18 protein-coding genes are annotated in these 18687 nt (G+C 66.2%); all 18 read right to left on the bottom strand.

Annotated elements, in window-relative coordinates:
- Window positions 1-12: 12 nt before the first annotated feature.
- Complete coding sequence (gene hisB, locus ACSFBF_RS26280) at window positions 13-630, bottom strand: imidazoleglycerol-phosphate dehydratase HisB (protein ID WP_093048619.1); 618 nt, start codon at window positions 628-630, stop codon at window positions 13-15.
- The gene (gene hisC, locus ACSFBF_RS26275) at window positions 627-1721 is read right to left on the bottom strand and encodes a histidinol-phosphate transaminase (protein WP_435472167.1); all 1095 of its coding nucleotides are present in this window, start codon (window positions 1719-1721) and stop codon (window positions 627-629) included. The genes hisB and hisC overlap by 4 nt, the downstream gene beginning before the upstream one ends.
- Window positions 1718-2065, bottom strand: coding sequence for a hypothetical protein (locus tag ACSFBF_RS26270; RefSeq protein WP_435472165.1), 348 nt, complete (start codon window positions 2063-2065; stop codon window positions 1718-1720). Before ACSFBF_RS26270 ends, hisC begins: the two co-directional genes overlap by 4 nt.
- A gap of 5 nt (window positions 2066-2070) precedes the next feature.
- Complete coding sequence (locus ACSFBF_RS26265; RefSeq protein ID WP_435472163.1) at window positions 2071-2901, bottom strand: hypothetical protein; 831 nt, start codon at window positions 2899-2901, stop codon at window positions 2071-2073.
- A 35-nt stretch (window positions 2902-2936) separates the two neighbouring features.
- Window positions 2937-4259 (bottom strand): histidinol dehydrogenase, encoded by a 1323-nt coding sequence (gene hisD, locus ACSFBF_RS26260; RefSeq protein WP_435472161.1) that lies wholly within the window; start codon window positions 4257-4259, stop codon window positions 2937-2939.
- A gap of 26 nt (window positions 4260-4285) precedes the next feature.
- On the bottom strand, window positions 4286-4927 hold the full coding sequence (hisG, locus tag ACSFBF_RS26255) for an ATP phosphoribosyltransferase (protein WP_125947516.1): 642 nt from the start codon (window positions 4925-4927) through the stop codon (window positions 4286-4288).
- Window positions 4924-6216, bottom strand: a complete 1293-nt coding sequence (murA, locus tag ACSFBF_RS26250) for a UDP-N-acetylglucosamine 1-carboxyvinyltransferase (RefSeq protein ID WP_435472158.1) — start codon at window positions 6214-6216, stop codon at window positions 4924-4926. Before murA ends, hisG begins: the two co-directional genes overlap by 4 nt.
- A 41-nt stretch (window positions 6217-6257) precedes the next feature.
- Window positions 6258-6500 carry a BolA family protein gene (locus tag ACSFBF_RS26245; RefSeq protein WP_093048598.1) on the bottom strand — a complete coding sequence of 81 codons (243 nt, stop codon included), beginning with the start codon at window positions 6498-6500 and terminating at the stop codon, window positions 6258-6260.
- A 22-nt stretch (window positions 6501-6522) separates the two neighbouring features.
- Entirely contained in the window at window positions 6523-7278 is a 756-nt protein-coding gene (locus ACSFBF_RS26240) for an ABC transporter permease (protein ID WP_435472379.1), read from the bottom strand.
- A gap of 5 nt (window positions 7279-7283) precedes the next feature.
- Window positions 7284-8231 (bottom strand): ABC transporter ATP-binding protein, encoded by a 948-nt coding sequence (locus ACSFBF_RS26235; RefSeq protein ID WP_093048586.1) that lies wholly within the window; start codon window positions 8229-8231, stop codon window positions 7284-7286.
- A 33-nt stretch (window positions 8232-8264) separates the two neighbouring features.
- Window positions 8265-8540, bottom strand: a complete 276-nt coding sequence (locus tag ACSFBF_RS26230; protein ID WP_093048583.1) for an STAS domain-containing protein — start codon at window positions 8538-8540, stop codon at window positions 8265-8267.
- Between the two features lie 13 nt (window positions 8541-8553).
- Window positions 8554-9210, bottom strand: a complete 657-nt coding sequence (locus tag ACSFBF_RS26225) for an MlaC/ttg2D family ABC transporter substrate-binding protein (protein ID WP_435472156.1) — start codon at window positions 9208-9210, stop codon at window positions 8554-8556.
- Between the two features lie 154 nt (window positions 9211-9364).
- The gene (locus tag ACSFBF_RS26220) at window positions 9365-10099 is read right to left on the bottom strand and encodes an MlaA family lipoprotein (RefSeq protein ID WP_435472154.1); all 735 of its coding nucleotides are present in this window, start codon (window positions 10097-10099) and stop codon (window positions 9365-9367) included.
- Between the two features lie 26 nt (window positions 10100-10125).
- Window positions 10126-10614: an outer membrane lipid asymmetry maintenance protein MlaD gene (gene mlaD / locus ACSFBF_RS26215; protein WP_093048574.1), complete on the bottom strand. Its 489-nt coding sequence runs from the start codon at window positions 10612-10614 to the stop codon at window positions 10126-10128.
- A gap of 40 nt (window positions 10615-10654) precedes the next feature.
- On the bottom strand, window positions 10655-11437 hold the full coding sequence (mlaE, locus tag ACSFBF_RS26210) for a lipid asymmetry maintenance ABC transporter permease subunit MlaE (RefSeq protein WP_093048571.1): 783 nt from the start codon (window positions 11435-11437) through the stop codon (window positions 10655-10657).
- The gene (locus ACSFBF_RS26205) at window positions 11434-12264 is read right to left on the bottom strand and encodes an ABC transporter ATP-binding protein (protein WP_435472152.1); all 831 of its coding nucleotides are present in this window, start codon (window positions 12262-12264) and stop codon (window positions 11434-11436) included. Before ACSFBF_RS26205 ends, mlaE begins: the two co-directional genes overlap by 4 nt.
- Before the next feature lie 100 nt (window positions 12265-12364).
- On the bottom strand, window positions 12365-13843 hold the full coding sequence (locus ACSFBF_RS26200) for a glutamate synthase subunit beta (protein WP_435472150.1): 1479 nt from the start codon (window positions 13841-13843) through the stop codon (window positions 12365-12367).
- A 34-nt stretch (window positions 13844-13877) separates the two neighbouring features.
- Complete coding sequence (locus ACSFBF_RS26195; protein WP_435472148.1) at window positions 13878-18632, bottom strand: glutamate synthase-related protein; 4755 nt, start codon at window positions 18630-18632, stop codon at window positions 13878-13880.
- Between the last annotated feature and the right edge of the window lie 55 nt (window positions 18633-18687).

The following is an 18687-nucleotide window of genomic DNA, read 5'->3' as shown; positions in this document are numbered from 1 at the left end:
GGACGAACGCGTTCAGAGCGAGCCCTTCGTCGAGGGAATGACGCCGACGGAACGCGGGTCGAGTTCGAGCGCGCCGCGCATGGCGCGCGCGAAGGCCTTGAACACCGTCTCGCACTGGTGGTGCGCATTGACGCCCTTGAGGTTGTCGATGTGCAGCGTGACGAAGGCGTGGTTCACGAAGCCCTGGAAGAACTCGTAGGTGAGCTGGCTGTCGAAGGTGCCGATCATCCCGCTGGTGAACGGCACGTGCATCACGAGGCCGGGACGGCCCGAGAAGTCGATGACCACGCGGCTCAGCGCCTCGTCGAGCGGCACGTATGCGTGGCCGTAGCGGCGGATGCCCTTCTTGTCGCCGATGGCCTTGGCCACGGCCTGGCCCAGCGTGATGCCGACGTCTTCCACCGTGTGGTGGCCGTCGATGTGCAGGTCGCCCTGGCAGTCAATGTCGAGGTCGATCAGCCCATGGCGGGCGATCTGGTCGAGCATGTGGTCGAAGAAGCCGATACCGGTAGCAAGCTTGGCCTTGCCGGTGCCGTCGAGGTTGACGCTGACGGTGATCTTCGTCTCGGCAGTGTTGCGGGTGACCGTCGCTGTGCGATCGGCGCTGCCCGGGTTGGTGGGGGTGGTCATAGTGAGGCTTCGAGTGCCGCGAGCATCCGCGCATTCTCGTCGGCCGTTCCGACGGTGAGGCGCAGGCAGTTTGCGAGCAGTTCGTGCATTTTAGAAACGTTCTTGACCAGAACCCCGTGTGCCTTCATACCCTCGAAGGTCTTGGCGGCATCGGGCACGCGCAGCAGGATCATGTTGGCGTCGCTGGGCCAGGTCTTCACGCCGGGCAGGCGGCCGAGCCCCATCATCAGGCGCTCGCGCTCCTCGCGGATCTGCCGGGCCTGCGCCTCGAACACCTCGGCGTGCTCCAGCGCGAACAGCGCGCACTCGCAGTTGAGCACGCTGATGTTGTAGGGCGGGCGCACCTTGTCGATCTCGGCGACCAGCGCGGCCGGGCCCATGAGATAGCCCAGGCGGATGCCGGCCAGGCCGAACTTGCTGAGCGTGCGCATCAGCAGCACGTGGCCGTGCTTCGCCAGCCGGTCGATGTAGCTGCGGGCGGCGAAGGGCTGGTAGGCCTCGTCGATCACCACCAGGCCGCCCTGCGCGCCCTGGGCTTCGACGATCTTCTCGACGACGGCGTCGTCCCAGAGGTTGGCCGTCGGGTTGTTCGGGTACGCGAGGTAGACGATGGCGGGCTTCTCGCTCGCAATGGCGGCCAGCATGGCGGCCTCGTCGAGCTCGAAGTCGGCCGTGAGCGGCACGCCGACGAACTTCAGGCCCTGCAGCTTCGCGCTCATGGCGTACATGACGAAGCCGGGCACGGGCGCCAGCACGGTGGCGCCGGGCAGGTCGCAGGCAATGGCCAGTAGGGAGATCAACTCGTCCGAGCCGTTGCCCAGCATCAGCCTGAAGCCCTCGGGCATCTGCGCGTGCGCGGCCAGCGCGCGCTGCAGGTCGGCGCCGCGCTCGCCCGGGTAGCGGTTGAGCGCCAGCGCGCCCAGGCGCGCGCCGAGTTCGGCCTGCAGCGCGGGCGGCAGGCCGAAGGGGTTTTCCATGGCGTCGAGCTTGACGAAGCCGCGCGCGTCCTGCACCGCGTAGGCATGCATGGACCGCACGTCGTTGCGGATGCGTTCGAGCGGCGGGCGGATGGATTCGGGAGCAGCGGTCATCGGGTGCAGCGGTAGCTGTTTTTCAGGGCGCCGGCCATGACCAGTTGCACTGGCATGTCGGCTTCGTAACTGTCGGCGTTGCGGGTCAACTCGGTCTGGTAGAGCGAACGCGCCATGGAGGGTTCGAGGCGGCGGCCCTCGACGCAGAACACGGGCTTCTGCCCGTTGCGCTGCGACGATTCGACGCCTTCGCGCAGGCCTTCGAGCACACCGACCAGGTAATAGCTGGCGTAGGCCTTGCCGTCTTTCTCGCCGGCTTCGAGCGTGCGCAGTTCGCGGATGCTCATGGCCTGCGCGCCGGTGGCGGCCGCCAGCGCGAGCAGCAGGAAGGCGGCACGCTTCATCGGCATCACTGGCGGTAGCGCGGCGGCGGCGCGTAGGTGCCGTCGGCCGGGAAGGCGCTTGGCTGCACCGGAGCTGCGTCGCGGCGCTGGCGGCGCGGTGCGTCGCGCTCCTCGAGTTCGAACAGCGCAGCGCCGATCACGCCGATGTTGCGCACGTCGCCAGCTTCGGTGTTCGCTGCGTAGGCACGGCTGGGCGCGGAAAATCGGAAGGCCGCGACCTCGTTCTCGCTCTTGCGGAAGCCTTCGATGGTCAGCGCCTGCAGCGGACGCAGCACGTAGCCGCCGTTGCGCAGGCTGCCGGGCTTGCCGTTGAGCACGTCGAGGCCGTCGACCGTGGCGATCACCTCGTAGCTGCGCTCGCTGAGATTGCGAAAGCGCAGCGTGTAGCGCGAGCCCTGCACGCCGGCAAGGCGGAACATGTCTTCGCCACCACTGCCTCGGCGGGCGCGCTGCAGCGGCAGCGGGCGGCTGTCTTCGCCGAGCACCGACCATTCGATGTCGCCGTCGGCCAGCATCAGGCTCAAGCGGCTCTCAGGATTGCCACCGACGGCACGGCGCACGGCGGATGCTTCGTTGTAGCCCAGCGAGGCCACGTCGTCCGGCTGGTCGGACAGGCGCTTGGCGACGACCGTGCGGGTCTTCGACTCGAGGCCCTCGCCCCACTGCGTGCCGAGTTGCGGCGCGGGCGCTGCCGGAGCGGCACTGGGCGTGGCGCTGACGGCGACAGACTGACGCGGTGCCTGCGGCATCTGGCTGCAGGCGGCCAGCAGCGCGGCGCCCGCGACGAGGCCCGTGGCGAATCGAAAAAGACGCGAAAGACGGAGACGATCGATCATCTTGCTTGCTCCTCCCGGTGACCGGTTGTTTGAGCTCAGATCTTACGCAGCCGCATGCGGGCGGCTTCGGCGTGCGCCTGCAGGCCCTCGCCCTCGGCCAGCGTCACGGCGATCGGGCCCAGCACCTGGGCGCCGGCCTCGCTGACCTCGATCAGGCTGGAGCGCTTCTGGAAGTCGTACACGCCCAGCGGGCTGGAGAAGCGCGCCGTGCCGCTGGTGGGCAGCACGTGGTTCGGGCCGGCGCAGTAGTCGCCCAGGCTTTCGCTGGTGAAGGCACCGAGGAAGATCGCGCCGGCGTGGCGCAGCAGCGGCTCCCAGCGGTTCGGTTCGCTGCTGCTGACTTCCAGATGCTCGGGGGCGATGCGATTGCTGATCTCGCAGGCCTCTTCCATGCTCTTGGTGTGGATCAGCGCGCCGCGGCCGTTGAGCGAGGCGGCGATGATTTCTGCGCGCGGCATGGCGGGCAGCAGGCGATCGATCTCGGCCTGCACGCGGTCGATGTAGGCGGCGTCGGGGCACAGCAGGATGCTCTGGGCCAGCTCGTCGTGCTCGGCCTGGCTGAACAAGTCCATGGCCACCCACTCGGGCGGCGTGGTGCCGTCGGCCAGCACCAAAATTTCGCTCGGGCCGGCGATCATGTCGATGCCCACGGTGCCGAACACGCGGCGCTTGGCGGCTGCCACGTAGGCGTTGCCGGGGCCGGTGATCTTGTCGACGGCGGGGATGGTGGCGGTGCCATAGGCCAGCGCGGCCACAGCCTGGGCGCCGCCGATGGTGAAGCCGCGCGTCACGCCGGCCACGTAGGCGGCGGCGAGCACGAGCTGGTTCTTTTCACCCTTCGGCGTCGGCACCACCATGATGATTTCGCCCACGCCCGCCACGTGCGCCGGAATCGCGTTCATCAGCACGCTCGACGGATAGGCGGCCTTGCCGCCCGGCACGTAGATGCCGACGCGGTCCAGCGGCGTGACCTTCTGGCCGAGCAGCGTGCCGTCGGCATCGCGGTAGCTCCAGCTTTCGCCGCTGGCCTTCTTCTGGGCCTCGTGATAGCTGCGCACTCGGCGCGCAGCGGCTTCGAGCGCGTCGCGCTGAGCGGCCGGCAGCGCCTCGAAGGCGGCCTTGAGCTCGGCCTGCGTCAGCTCGAGTTCCGGCAGCGTCTTCGCGTCGAGCTTGTCGAAGCGATTCGTGTATTCGAGCACCGCCTCATCACCGCGCTTCTGCACGTCGGCGAGGATGTCCGCCACCACCTTCTCGATGGCCGCGTCGTCGTCCGCGGACCAATGCAGCCGCGCCTTGAATTCAGCGTCGAAGCTGGCTGAAGTCGTGGACAGACGGGCGGGGGCTGCTTTCAGAGTCATGTGCGTGGTGCGTGGGTGGTTGGGATTCAGGCGGAAGGAATGGCTGACGCAAACGCGTCGACGATGCGGCGGATAGGCTCGCGCTTGAGCTTGAGCGCGGCCTGGTTCACCACGAGGCGCGCGCTGATGTCCATGATGCGTTCGACCTCGACGAGGTGGTTGGCCTTGAGCGTGTTGCCGGTCGAGACCAGGTCGACGATGGCGTCGGCCAGGCCCGTGAGCGGCGCCAGCTCCATGCTGCCGTAGAGCTTGATCAGGTCGACGTGCACGCCCTTGCTGGCGAAGAAGTCGCGCGCAAGGCCCACGTACTTGGTCGCCACGCGCAGGCGCGAGCCCTGCTTGACGGCCGAGGCGTAGTCGTAGTCGGCGCGCACGGCCACGCTGAGGCGGCAGGCCGCAATACGCAGATCGAGCGGCTGGTACAGGCCCTGGTTGCCGTGCTCGAGCAGCACGTCGAGGCCCGTCACGCCGAGGTCGGCGCCGCCGTACTGCACGTAGGTGGGCACGTCGGAGGCACGCACCAGCACCACGCGCACGTCGGGGCGGGTTGTTTCGAGAATCAGCTTGCGCGACTTCTCGGGGTCTTCGGTGACCTCGATGCCGGCGGCGGCCAGCAGGGGCATCGTCTCTTCGAAGATGCGGCCTTTGGAAAGAGCCAAGGTGATCATGCGGCGGCAGCTCCGGTCAGTCGTTCGATGTCGGCGCCAAGGCCGCGCAGCTTCGACTCCATGCGGTCGTAGCCACGGTCGAGGTGGTAGATGCGATCGACCAGCGTCTCGCCCTCGGCCACGAGGCCGGCGATGACCAGGCTGGCCGAGGCGCGCAGGTCGGTGGCCATCACGGTGGCGCCCGAGAGCTGCTGCACGCCCTCGACCATCGCCACCTTGCCCTCGACGTGGATGCGTGCGCCCAAGCGCACCATCTCGTTCACGTGCATGAAACGGTTCTCGAAGATGGTCTCGGTGACCATCGAGGCGCCACGCGCGATCACGTTCAGGGCCATGAACTGGGCCTGCATGTCGGTCGGGAAGCCCGGGTACTCGGTGGTGCTGAAGCTCTGCGCCTTCAGGTGCTCGTAGGCGGGCCCCTTCGAACTGATGCGCACGCCGTCCTTCTCGGAGGCGACGGTGCAGCCCGCGTCGCGCAACTTGTCGATCACGGCGTCGAGGTGGTCGCCGCGCGCGTGACGCAGGAAGGCCTCGCCGCCCGTGGCCGCGACGGCGCACAGGAAGGTGCCGGCCTCGATGCGGTCGGCCACCACGGCGTGTTCGCAGCCGTGCAGCTTCTCGACGCCCTGGATGCGGATGTGGCTGGTGCCGTGGCCTTCGATCTTCGCGCCCATGCGGATCAGCATTTCGGCCAGATCGACGATCTCGGGCTCCTGCGCGGCGTTTTCGAGCAGCGTTTCGCCCTCGGCCAGCGCGGCTGCCATGAGGAAGTTCTCGGTGCCGGTGACGGTGACCATGTCGGTCAGGATGCGCGCGCCCTTCAGGCGGGTGCGGCCGGCAGGCAGGCGCGCGACCATGTAGCCGTGCTCGACCACGATCTCTGCGCCCATGGCCTGCAGGCCCTTGATGTGCTGGTCGACCGGCCGCGAGCCGATGGCGCAGCCGCCGGGCAGCGACACCCTGGCATGGCCGAAGCGCGCCAGCAGCGGGCCCAGGGCCAGCACGGAGGCGCGCATGGTCTTGACCAGCTCGTAGGGCGCCTCGGGGTTGCCGAGGTCGCCGGCATTCAGGCGGACGGTGCCGTTGTCGTCCCGCTCGGCCGTCACGCCCATGTTGCGCACCAGCTTGAGCATGGTCGACACGTCCTGCAGGCGCGGCACGTTGTGCAGCGTCACGGGCTGGTCGGTCAGCAGCGCCGCGCACAGCTCGGGCAGCGCGGCGTTCTTGGCGCCGGAAATGAGTACTTCGCCGCGGAGCTCTCGCCCGCCGCGAATCAGAAGTTTGTCCATCGAAGTTCCAGCGAAGTCAGGAGGCCACGAGGGGCCGGGAGTTATTTTTCCACTGCCGCCCATTCGGCCGGCGTGTAGGTCTTCATCGAAAGCGCGTGCACCTCGTCGGTGTGCATTTTCGCACCGAGGGTGGCGTAGACCCGCTGATGGCGCTGGATCGAGCGCTTGCCCTCGAATTCGGCCGAGACGATGGTGGCGTACCAATGTCGGCCATCGCCCTCGAGCGTGATGTGCTCGCACGGGAGATGGGACTGGATCAGGGCCTGGAGTTGTTCGGCGGTCATGGGGTGTGGGAAGAGGCTTTGTTCAGCCCCGGATTTTGTAGCCGATGCGCAGGAGATGGACGGCAATCGCGCTCACCACCAGCCAGGCGGTGCCGACGATGCCCAGGCTGAGCCAAGGCGAGGCGTCGCTCACGCCGAAGAAGCCGTAGCGAAAGCCATCGATCATGTAGAAGAACGGGTTCAGGTGGCTCACGCTCTGCCAGAACGGCGGCAGCGAGCCGATCGAATAGAACACGCCCGACAGGAAGGTCATGGGCATGATCAGGAAGTTCTGGAACACCGCCATCTGGTCGAACTTCTCGGCCCAGAGACCGGCGATGAGGCCCAGCGTGCCCAGCATGGCCGAGCCCAGCAGCGCAAACACCAGGATCCAGACCGGCGCGACGAAACTCGGCTGCGCGAACAGCACCGTCACGACGAACACGCCGAGCCCTACGGCCAGCCCGCGGATGATCGACGAGCCCACGTAAGCGAAGAACCAGCCCCAGTGCGACAGCGGCGTGAGCAGCACGAAGACCAGGTTGCCCATGATCTTGCTCTGGATGATCGACGACGAGCTGTTGGCAAAGGCGTTCTGCAGCACGCTCATCATCACGAGGCCGGGCACCAGGAAGGCCGTGTAGCCGACTGTGCCGTAGACCTTCACGTGGTCTTCGAGCACGTGGCCGAACACCATCAGGTACAGCAGCGCGGTGAGCACCGGCGCGCCCACGGTCTGGAAGCCGACCTTCCAGAAGCGCAGCGTTTCCTTGTAGAGCAGTGCGCGCCAACCGGTCACGGCCATCATCGCGCCACCTCCAGCGGGGTCTGCTCACCTGCCATCAGGTCGATGAACACGTCTTCCAGGTCGGCCTTGCGCATTTCCACGTCTTCCACCGCGACGCCGGCTTCGCGGATCGCGGCCAGCAGTTGTTCGACTTCATGGGCGTTCTGCGCCGGCAGCTGCACGATGCGCCCGGTGATGCGCGCGTGCTGGGCAATGGCCCAGGGCAGCATGGCGTCGGTCTTGAAGCGCAGCACGTTGCTCGCGGCCGATTTCAGCAGCTCGCTGGTGCGGTCAAGCGCGATCACGCGGCCCTGCTTGAGCATCGCGATGCGGCTGCACAGCGCCTCGGCCTCTTCGAGGTAGTGGGTGGTGAGCAGCACGGTGCTGCCCTGTTTGTTGAGCCGGGCGACGAACTGCCAGAGCGTCTGGCGCAGTTCGACGTCGACGCCGGCCGTGGGCTCGTCGAGCACGATCACCGGCGGCTTGTGCACCAGTGCCTGCGCCACCAGCACCCGGCGCTTCATGCCGCCCGAGAGCTGGCGCATGTTGGCTGTGGCCTTGTCGGCGAGGCCCAGGCTTTGCAGCAGCTCGTCGATCCAGGCCTCGTTGTTCTTGATGCCGAAGTAGCCCGACTGGATGCGCAGCGATTCGCGCACGTTGAAGAAGGGGTCGAACACCAGCTCCTGCGGCACGATGCCGAGCTGGCGGCGCGCCTGCGCAAAGTCGCGCTGCACGTCGAAGCCATGGACGCTGATGGCGCCGGCCGTGGGCCGCGACAGGCCCGCGAGCATGCTGATCAGCGTGGTCTTGCCCGCGCCGTTCGGGCCGAGCAGGCCGAAGAATTCGCCCGGTTCGATCTGGAAGCTGACCTCGTCGACAGCCTTGAGCCCTGGCTTGCCCTGGGCTTTTTGCTGTCTGGAGGGGGGATAGGTCTTGGAGACCGATTGAAATGAAATCGCGGGCATGGGAGCCCGCGATTTTAAGGGGCCGTTACTTTTTCAGGGCGCGGCGGGCAAAAGGCCCGCAATGCCATACAGCGCCGCGAGTTCGCGCAAGCGAGGCGACAGGCCCTTGACGGAGAAGCCGCGGCCCAGCGCGCTCGACTCGCGCCGGCATTCGAGCAGCACGGCCAGAGCCGAAGAATCGAACTGGGCCAGCGCGGTTGCGTCGACCACGGTCGACGACGAGTCGGCCTGGCCTTTCAGCCCCTGCTGCAGCATACGCATGCAGGCGGGGGCCTCGTCGTGGGTGAGTCGGGTGGGCAGGACCAGCATCGCGCGCGCCCGGTCAGCCCTTGCTGTTGCCCTTGTTGCGCGCGGCCAGCGCGGCGATCAGGCCGTCGATGCCGCTCTTGTTGATTTCCTGCGCGAACTGGGTGCGGTAGGTATCGACCAGCCACACGCCCAGCACATTCAGGTTGTAGACCTTCCAGCCGGCGCCCTGGCCGGGGGTCTTTTCGAGGCGGTAGTCGAGCTGGACCGGATCACCACGGCCCTGGACCTCGGTGCGCACCAGCACGTCCTTGTCGTCGGGCGAGCCGCGGAACGGGCGGATGACGACGGTCTGGTCGGTCACCTGGTCGAGCGCGCCGGCATAAGTGCGCACCAGCAGGGCCTTGAACTCGTCCTGCAGGCGTTTTTGCTGTTCGGGCGTTGCAGTGCGCCAGGCCGGGCCGACAGCTGAGGCCGTCATGCGCTGGAAGTTGACGTTGGGCATGATCTTGCTGTCGACCAGCAGCATGATCTTGTTGACGTCGCCCGACTTGATGGATGAGTCGGCCTTGATCGTTTCGAGCACGTCGGTCGAGAGGCGCTTGACGAGCGCGTCGGGCGCTTCGTCGGCGGCACGGGCGGGCTGGACGAAGGCGACAGCCGCACCGAACAGCAGGGCACCGGCCAGCACCAGGCGGCCGAGATCGCGACGTTGCAAGGTCTTGTTGTTCATGAAGGGTCCCTCATTCAAGTTTGAAAATCTGCAGGCATCCGGAAAAACCGGATGCTGAGACAGGAACGGATTCGAGCCCCCTGGGGCCGACCGGGTTCCTGTCCGGGAGGTGAAGCCTTGCAACCGGATGCAAGCAGCCCCCTCCTCTTGCGGCTTACTTATCGCCGCCACCGTCGCTACCACCGCCATCGTCCGGCGGATTGCCGTCATAGACCTGGCTGCGGCGGCGCTGCAGGAACGCATCGCGCGTAAACGAATACTTGTCGAGCGCCGCATCGCCGAGCAGGCGGCTCGCGCGCAGGTATTGCGAGCGTGTGTCGACGATGCGCAGCACCGTCAGCGAATTGCGCCAGGGGATGTCTTCCACATAGCCCAGCGGGTCGCCGTACATGTCAACCGGCTTGGCCGCGGTGTCGCGCAGCGTCGAGGAGCCCAGCAGCGGCAGCACGACGTAGGGGCCCGGGCCTACGCCCCAGTAGCCCAGGGTCTGGCCGAAGTCTTCCTCGTGGCGGGGAATGCCGGCCTCGGTCGCAACGTCCAGCAGGCCGCCAAGCCCGAAGAAGGTATTGACGTTCAGGCGCATGAAGGTCTCGGCGCTGTTCTGCAGCTTGAGCTGGGCCACGTTGTTGGCCAGGCTCCAGACATCGCCGATGTTGCCGAAGAAGTTGTTCACGCCGGTGCGCACCATCGAAGGCAGCGCCTTCTGGTAGGCCGTGGCCACGGGAACGAGCACTGCGTCGTCAACAGTGTCGTTGAAGCGCGAGACCCCGCGGTTGAACGGCTCGAGGGGGTCGGCCGGATTGGCGTTGGGTCCGGTGGCGCAACCGGCCATCAGTGCAAGAAAGGCTGCGGCGCCCACCCAACGGGCGCGAATTGCTACGTTATTCATAGCGAAAGACAAAAAAGATCGTGTTTTCATTTCTTGTTGGCTGTTCCAGGCGTCGAATTGCCTTCGGCCGCCTTGCTGTACAGGAACTGGCTGATCAGGTTTTCCAGCACCACGGCCGATTGGGTCGAGGTGATGGTGTCGCCGGCCTGCAAGTTCTTGTCTTCGGCGCCCGCCTCGATCCCGATGTACTGCTCGCCGAGCAGGCCACTGGTCAGGATCTTGAGCGAGCTGTCCTTGGGAAAACTGTAGCGGTTTTGCAAAGCCAGCGTGACGTCGGCCTGAAAGGACTTGTCGTTGAAGGAGATGGACTCCACACGGCCGACCACGACCCCCGCGCTCTTCACAGCGGTTTGCGGCTTGAGTCCGCCAATGTTGTCGAAGCGAGCGGTCACCGAATAGGTCTTCTGGAAATTCAGGCTCAGCAGATTGGCCGACTGCAGCGCGAGAAACAGCAGCGCCGCCGCGCCGATCAGGACGAACAGGCCGACCCAGATGTCGTTGTTGGAACGTTGCATGGTTTGACTCTCTGTCTAGAACGATGGAGGCCGAGCCTCTTTAGATACTGAACATCATGGCGGTCAGGAGGAAGTCCAGCCCCAGCACCGCCAGCGATGCCGACACCACCGTGCGCGTGGTCGCGCGCGACACGCCTTCGGGCGTGGGCTGGGCTTCGTAGCCCTGCAGCAGCGCGATGAAGGTCACGGTGAAGCCGAAGACGATGCTCTTGATGACGCCGTTGCCGACGTCGCGCCACACATCGACGCCGCCCTGCATCTGGCCCCAGAACGCACCCGGGTCCACGCCCAGCATCAGCACGCCCACCACGTAGCCGCCCATGATGCCGACCGCGCTGAACACCGCCGCCAGCAGCGGCATGGTGATGACGCCCGCCCAGAAACGTGGCGCGAGGATGCGCTGCACCGGGTCGACCGCCATCATCTCCATGGCGCTCAGTTGCTCGTCGGCCTTCATGAGACCGATCTCCGCAGTGAGCGACGTGCCTGCGCGCCCGGTGAACAACAAGGCGGCCACCACAGGCCCGAGTTCGCGCACCAGGCTCAGCGTGACCAGCAGGCCGAGCGCTTCGGAAGAGCCGTAGCGCTGCAGCGCGTAATACATCTGCAGCCCGAGCACGAAGCCCACGAACAACCCCGACACGCCGATGATCGCGAGCGAGTAGTTGCCCAAAAAATGGATCTGGTCACGCACCAGCCCGAAGCGACGCATGATCTGCGCGCCCGGGCCGACCAGGCGCATGAACAGCTTCGCGCCATAGCCCAGGTTGGCCAGATGGCGGCGCACGCCGAAGCCGACGTCGGCAGGCTTCCACCAGCTCATGAGCGCCCTCCTTCGACATTGCCGAAGTCGTCCTCGATGCTGACGCCGGGGTAGTGGAAACGCACCGGCCCGTCGGGCAGTGCATTGACGAACTGATGAACCAGCGGATCGGCGCTGTGGCGCACTTCGTCGGGCGTGCCCTGTGCGGCGATGCCGCCGTTGGCCAGGATGATCACGTGGTCGGCGATACGGAAGGTTTCTTCGAGATCGTGCGACACGATGATGCCGGTGAGCCCGAGCGTGTCGTTGAGCTGGCGGATCAGGCGCGCGGCGGTGCCGAGCGAGATCGGGTCGAGCCCGGCGAAAGGTTCGTCGTACATCACGAGGTCGGGGTCGAGCGCAATGGCGCGCGCCAGCGCCACGCGCCGCGCCATGCCGCCCGACACCTCGCTGGGCATCAGGTCGCGCGCACCGCGCAGGCCGACGGCATCGAGCTTCATGAGCACCACGTCGCGCACCAGCGCCTCGGACAATTGTGTGTGCTCGCGCAGCGGAAACGCCACGTTGTCGAACACAGTCATGTCGGTGAACAGCGCGCCGAACTGGAACAGCATGCCCATGCGGCGCCGCGCTGCGTAGAGCGCGGTTGCATCGAACTTGCCGACATCGTGGCCGTCGAAGAGCACCTCGCCGCGCTGGGCCTTCTGCTGCCCGCCGATCAAGCGCAGCACGGTGGTCTTGCCACCGCCCGATGCCCCCATCAGAGCCGTTACCTTGCCTCGCGGCACGGAGAACGAAACGCCGTCGAGGATGGCGCGTGCGCCATAGCCGAACGTGACGTCGCGGAACTCTACGAAGGGATGTGGCAGTGGTGCGGCTGGGTCCATCTCAATAAAAAAGCCGGGGCGCTTTTTCAAGCATCCCGGCATGCGGTTTGACGCGGATGATAACGGGGCCGTGGCCGGCCCCGCGAAATTGAAACAAAATTCAGCGCGGCAGGTCGCTGAACCCCATCAGGAACTCATCCACCGAACGCGCGGCCTGTCGGCCTTCACGAATGGCCCACACCACCAGCGACTGTCCGCGGCGGATGTCGCCGGCGGCAAAAACCTTCGGAATGTTGGTGACATAGCCGCCGATGAAGTCGACCGTGGCCTTGGCGTTGCCGCGGGCATCCTTCTCCACGCCGAAGGCGTCGAGCACGGTGGCCACGGGGCTGATGAAGCCCATCGCGAGCAGCACCAGGTCGGCCTTGAGGATCTGCTCGCTGCCGGCCACTTCCTGCATCTTGCCGTCCTTCCATTCGACGCGAACAGTCTTCAGGCCGGTGACCTTGCCCTTTTCGCCGATGAATTCCTTGGTGGAAATCGCGAACTCGCGCTCGCAGCCCTCTTCATGGCTGGAGCTGGTGCGCAGCTTGATCGGCCAGTACGGCCAGGTCAGCGGGCGGTTTTCTTCCTCGGGCGGCTGCGGCATCAGCTCGAACTGCGTGACGCTGACCGCGCCATGACGGTTGCTGGTGCCCACGCAGTCGGAACCGGTGTCGCCACCGCCAATGACGATCACGTGCTTGCCGTCGGCACGCAGTTGGCCCTTGACCTTGTCGCCCGCGTTGATGCGGTTCTGCTGCGGCAGGAACTCCATTGCGAAATGAATGCCGTCAAGGTCGCGGCCGGGCACCGGCAGGTCGCGCGACTGTTCGGCGCCGCCCGTGAGCAGCACGGCGTCAAACTCTTTCTGCAGTTGCTCGGGCGTGACGGTTTCCTTGGCCAGATTCGTGACCTTGGAGCCCTTGCCCAGCGGGTCCTTCGCGGCGCCGACCATCACGCCGGTACGGAAGGTCACGCCCTCGGCCTTCATCTGCTCGACGCGGCGGTCGATGTGCGACTTCTCCATCTTGAAGTCGGGGATGCCGTAGCGCAGCAGGCCGCCGACGCGGTCGTTCTTCTCGAACAGCGTCACGTCATGACCGGCGCGCGCGAGTTGCTGCGCAGCCGCCATGCCGGCCGGGCCCGAACCCACCACCGCCACCTTCTTGCCGGTCTTGTGCTTGGCGACGCGCGGCGCCACCCAGCCTTCGTCCCAGGCGCGGTCGATGATCGCGTGCTCCAGCGACTTGATGCCGACCGCGTCGTCGTTCACGTTGAGCACGCAGGCTGCCTCGCAGGGCGCGGGGCAGATGCGGCCGGTGAACTCGGGGAAGTTGTTGGTCGAGTCGAGCACCGCGAAGGCGTTCTGCCAGTCGTTGCGGTACACGAGGTCGTTGAAGTCCGGAATGATGTTGTTGACCGGGCAGCCGCTGTTGCAGAACGGCGTGCCGCAGTCCATGCAGCGCGCGCCCTGCACCTTGGCCTGTTCGGTGTCCAGGCCGACGACGAATTCCTTGTAGTGCTTGACGCGCTCTTCGATGGGCTTGTAGCCCTCTTCGACACGCTCATGCTCCATGAAGCCGGTGATCTTTCCCATCGTGCTTTCCTTTGTTCTCTGTACTCGTGAGCGCTCAGACCGAAGCCGGGGCCGTTTGCGGTGCGGGAGCCAGCGCGTGCGGCTCGAGGCCGATGTGCGCGTTGTTGCCGCTGCTGGTGAGCTCGACCTTGCGGTCGTGCAGCTCGGCCAGCGCGCGCTTGTATTCGTTCGGGAACACCTTCACGAACTTCGTGCGCGACACGGCCCAGTTGTCGAGCAGCTCGCGTGCGCGCTTGCTGCCGGTCCAGCGGTGATGCTCTTCGAGCAGCTTCTTCAGCTGCGCTTCGTCGGTGAGGCCGCCGTGCCAGATCTTGCGATGCACGCTGGCGGTCTGCTCGGCCGAGGTCAGCACCTTGTCGAGAGACACCATCGAGAGGTTGCAGCGCGTGGCGAACTGGCCGTCTTCGTCGTAGACGAAAGCGACGCCGCCGCTCATGCCGGCCGCGAAGTTGCGGCCCGTCTTGCCGAGCACGGCCACCGTGCCGCCGGTCATGTATTCGCAACCGTGGTCGCCGGTGCCTTCGATGACCGCCGTGGCGCCCGACAGGCGCACCGCAAAGCGCTCGCCGGCCACGCCGCACAGGTAGGCCTCGCCGGTGGTCGCGCCATACAGCGCGGTGTTGCCGACGATGGTGTTGCGCACCGCTTCGCCGCGGAAGTCGAGGCTCGGGCGCACCACCACGCGGCCGCCCGAAAGGCCCTTGCCGGTGTAGTCGTTGGCGTCGCCGATCAGGTACAGCGTGATGCCGCGTGCCAGGAAAGCGCCGAACGACTGGCCGCCCGTGCCTTCGAGCTGGATGCGGATCGAGTCGTCGGGCAGGCCCTGCGGATGCACCTTGGTCAGCGCGCCCGAGAGCATTGCGCCCACCGAGCGGTTGACGTTGCGCGCCACCTCGATGAACTGCACCTTCTCGCCCTTGTCGATGGCGGGACGCGACTTCTCGATGAGCTTCACGTCCAGCGCCTTGTCCAGGCCGTGGTCCTGGTTCTCGACATGGAAGCGCGGCACGTCGGCCGGCACGTTCGGCAGCGCGAACAGGCGGCTGAAGTCGAGGCCCGATGCCTTCCAGTGCTCGATGCCCTTGCGCATGTCGAGCAGGTCAGCGCGGCCGATCAGGTCGTCGAACTTGCGGATGCCGAGCTGGGCCATGATCTGGCGCACTTCTTCCGCAACGAAGAAGAAGTAGTTGACGACGTGCTCGGGCTTGCCCGAGAACTTCTTGCGCAGCACCGGGTCTTGCGTGGCCACGCCCACCGGGCAGGTGTTCAGGTGGCACTTGCGCATCATGATGCAGCCCTCGACCACCAGCGGTGCGGTCGCAAAGCCGAACTCGTCGGCGCCCAGCAGCGCGCCGATGGCGACGTCGCGGCCGGTCTTCATCTGGCCGTCGGCCTGCACGCGGATGCGGCTGCGCAGGCGGTTGAGCACCAGCGTCTGCTGCGTTTCGGCCAGGCCGATTTCCCACGGGCTGCCCGCATGCTTGATCGACGACCAGGGCGAGGCGCCCGTGCCGCCGTCATGGCCGGCAATCACGACGTGGTCGCTCTTGCACTTGGCCACGCCGGCCGCGATGGTGCCGACGCCGATCTCGCTCACCAGCTTGACGCTGATGCTGGCATGCGGCGCGGTGTTCTTCAGGTCGTGAATGAGCTGGGCCAAGTCTTCGATCGAGTAGATGTCGTGGTGCGGCGGCGGCGAGATCAGGCCCACGCCCGGCACGGCGTAGCGCTGCTTGCCGATGTACTCGGTGACCTTGCCGCCCGGCAGCTGGCCGCCCTCGCCCGGCTTGGCGCCCTGCGCCATCTTGATCTGGATCTGGTCGGCCGAATGCAGGTACTCGGCAGTGACACCGAAGCGGCCCGACGCAACCTGCTTGATGCGCGAACGCAGCGAGTCGCCGTCCTTCAGCGGCAGGTCGACCTCGACGTTCTCGGCACCGATCACGCTCTTGAGCGTGTCGCCCAGCTTGATCGGGATGCCCTTGAGCTCGTTGCGGTAGCGCGCCGGGTCTTCGCCGCCTTCGCCGGTGTTGCTCTTGCCGCCGATGCGGTTCATGGCAATGGCGAGCGTGGAGTGCGCCTCGGTGCTGATCGAGCCGAGCGACATCGCGCCGGTGGCGAAGCGCTTGACGATATCGGCGGCGGATTCGACTTCGTCCACCGGAATGGCCTTGGCCGGATCGATCTTGAACTCGAACAGGCCGCGCAGCGTGAGGTGGCGGCGGTTCTGGTCGTTGATGAGCTGCGCGTATTCCTTGTACGTGTTCCAGTTGTTGGAGCGCGTGCTGTGCTGCAGCTTGGCGATGGCGTCGGGCGTCCACATGTGCTCTTCGCCGCGCGTGCGCCAGGCGTATTCACCGCCGGCGTCGAGCATGTTGGAGAGCACCGGGTCGTCGCCGAAAGCGGCCTTGTGCATGCGGATGGCTTCCTCGGCGATCTCGAAGACGCCGATGCCTTCCACGCGGCTGGCGGTGCCGGTGAAGTACTTGTTCACCGTCTCGCTGTTCAGGCCGATGGCTTCGAACAGCTGCGCGCCGCAATAGCTCATGTAGGTGCTGACACCCATCTTCGACATGATCTTCGACAGACCCTTGCCGATAGCCTTGACGTAGTTGTAGACCGCCTTGTCGGCGCTCAGGTCGCCCGGCAGGTCGGCGTGCATGGCCGCCAGCGTTTCCATGGCGAGGTAGGGGTGCACGGCTTCCGCGCCGTAGCCCGCCAGCACGCCGAAGTGATGCACTTCGCGGGCCGAGCCGGTCTCGACCACCAGGCCGGCCGTGGTGCGCAGGCCTTCGCGCACGAGGTACTGGTGCACGGCCGACAGGGCCAGCACAGCCGGAATGGCCACCTGCGTCGGGCTCACGCCGCGGTCGCTGATGATCAGGATGTTGTGGCCGCCCTTGATGGCGTCCACCGCTTCGGCGCACAGCGAGGCCAGCTTGGCTTCGACGCCTTCGTCGCCCCAGGCGAGCGGATAGGTGATGTCGAGCGCGTAGCTCTTGAACTTGCCCTGCGTGTACTTGCCGATGTCGCGCAGCTTCGCCATGTCGGCGAAGTCGAGGATCGGCTGGCTCACTTCGAGCCGCATCGGCGGGTTGACCTGGTTGATGTCCAGCAGGTTGGGCTTGGGGCCGATGAAGGACACCAGCGACATCACGATGGCTTCGCGGATCGGGTCGATCGGCGGATTCGTCACCTGCGCGAACAGCTGCTTGAAGTAGTTGTACAGCGGCTTGTTCTTGCTGGAGAGCACGGCCAACGGGCTGTCGTTGCCCATGGAGCCGATGCCCTCTTCGCCGGCCTGGGCCATCGGGCTCATCAGGAACTTGATGTCTTCCTGGGTGTAGCCGAAGGCCTGCTGGCGATCGAGCAGCGCGACTTGCGAAAGCGGAGCGGAGACCGGCTCGGCCTTGACGCTGTCGAGCTTGATGCGCAGGTTCTCGATCCACTGCTTGTAGGGCTTGCTGTTGGCGAGGTTGGACTTGACCTCCTCGTCGTCGATCAGGCGGCCCTGCTCCAGGTCGATGAGGAACATCTTGCCGGGCTGCAGGCGCCACTTACGCACGATCTTCTGCTCGGGCACGGGCAGCACGCCCGATTCCGACGCCATGATGACCAGGTCGTCGTCGGTCACGCAGTAGCGCGAGGGGCGCAGGCCGTTGCGGTCGAGCGTGGCACCGATCTGGCGGCCGTCGGTGAACACGATGGAGGCCGGGCCGTCCCACGGCTCGAGCATGGCGGCGTGGTATTCATAGAACGCGCGGCGGCGCGGGTCCATGGTGGCGTGCTGTTCCCAAGGCTCGGGAATCATCATCATCACGGCCTGGCTGATGGGGTAGCCGGCCATCGTCAGCAGCTCGAGGCAGTTGTCGAAGGTGGCGGTGTCGGACTGGCCGGCGAAGCTGATGGGGTAGAGCTTTTGCAGGTCAGCGCCCAGAACCGGCGACGACATCACGCCTTCGCGCGCCTTCATCCAGTTGTAGTTGCCCTTGACCGTGTTGATTTCGCCGTTGTGGGCAACGTAGCGGTACGGGTGGGCCAGTGGCCACTCGGGGAAGGTGTTGGTCGAGAAGCGCTGGTGCACCAGGCCCAGGGCCGAGACGCAGCGCTTGTCCTGCAGGTCGAGGTAGTAGGTGCCGACCTGATCGGCCAGCAGCAGGCCCTTGTAGACCACCGTGCGGCTCGACATGCTGGGAACGTAGTATTCCTTGCTGTGCTTGAGCTTCAGGCGCTGGATGTTGGCGCTGGCGGTCTTGCGGATCACGTAGAGCTTGCGTTCCAGCGCGTCCTGCACGATCACGTCGTTGCCGCGGCCGATGAAGACCTGGCGCAGCAGCGGTTCTTTTTCGCGCACGGTGGGCGACATGGGCATGTCGCGGTTGACCGGCACGTCGCGCCAGCCGAGCAGCACCTGGCCTTCGGCCTTGATGGCGCGTTCCATCTCTTGTTCGCAGGCTTCGCGCGAGGCGTGTTCCTTCGGCAGGAAGATCATGCCGACGCCGTATTCGCCCGGCGGGGGCAGCGTGACGCCCTGCTTGGCCATTTCCTCGCGGTACAGGTGGTCGGGCAGCTGGATCAGGATGCCAGCGCCGTCGCCCATCAGCTTGTCAGCGCCCACTGCGCCGCGATGGTCGAGGTTTTCGAGGATCTTCAAGCCCTGCAGCACGATGGCATGGCTCTTTTCGCCCTTGATGTGTGCAACGAAGCCAACGCCGCAGGCGTCGTGCTCGTCGGCACCGGAATACAGACCGTGTTCTTGGAGATGTTGAATCTCGGCAGCCGTCGTCATGGGCGCGCTCCTTCAGTTTTCGCAGGGAAAGGGAGCATATTGCGATGCACAAAGA

The sequence above is a fragment of the Variovorax nivicola genome (assembly GCF_051216475.1).
Taxonomy (GTDB): Bacteria; Pseudomonadota; Gammaproteobacteria; order Burkholderiales; family Burkholderiaceae_C; genus Variovorax.
The sequence above is the reverse complement of the archived record's forward strand: the minus strand, read 5'-3'. Positions and strand labels throughout refer to the sequence as shown.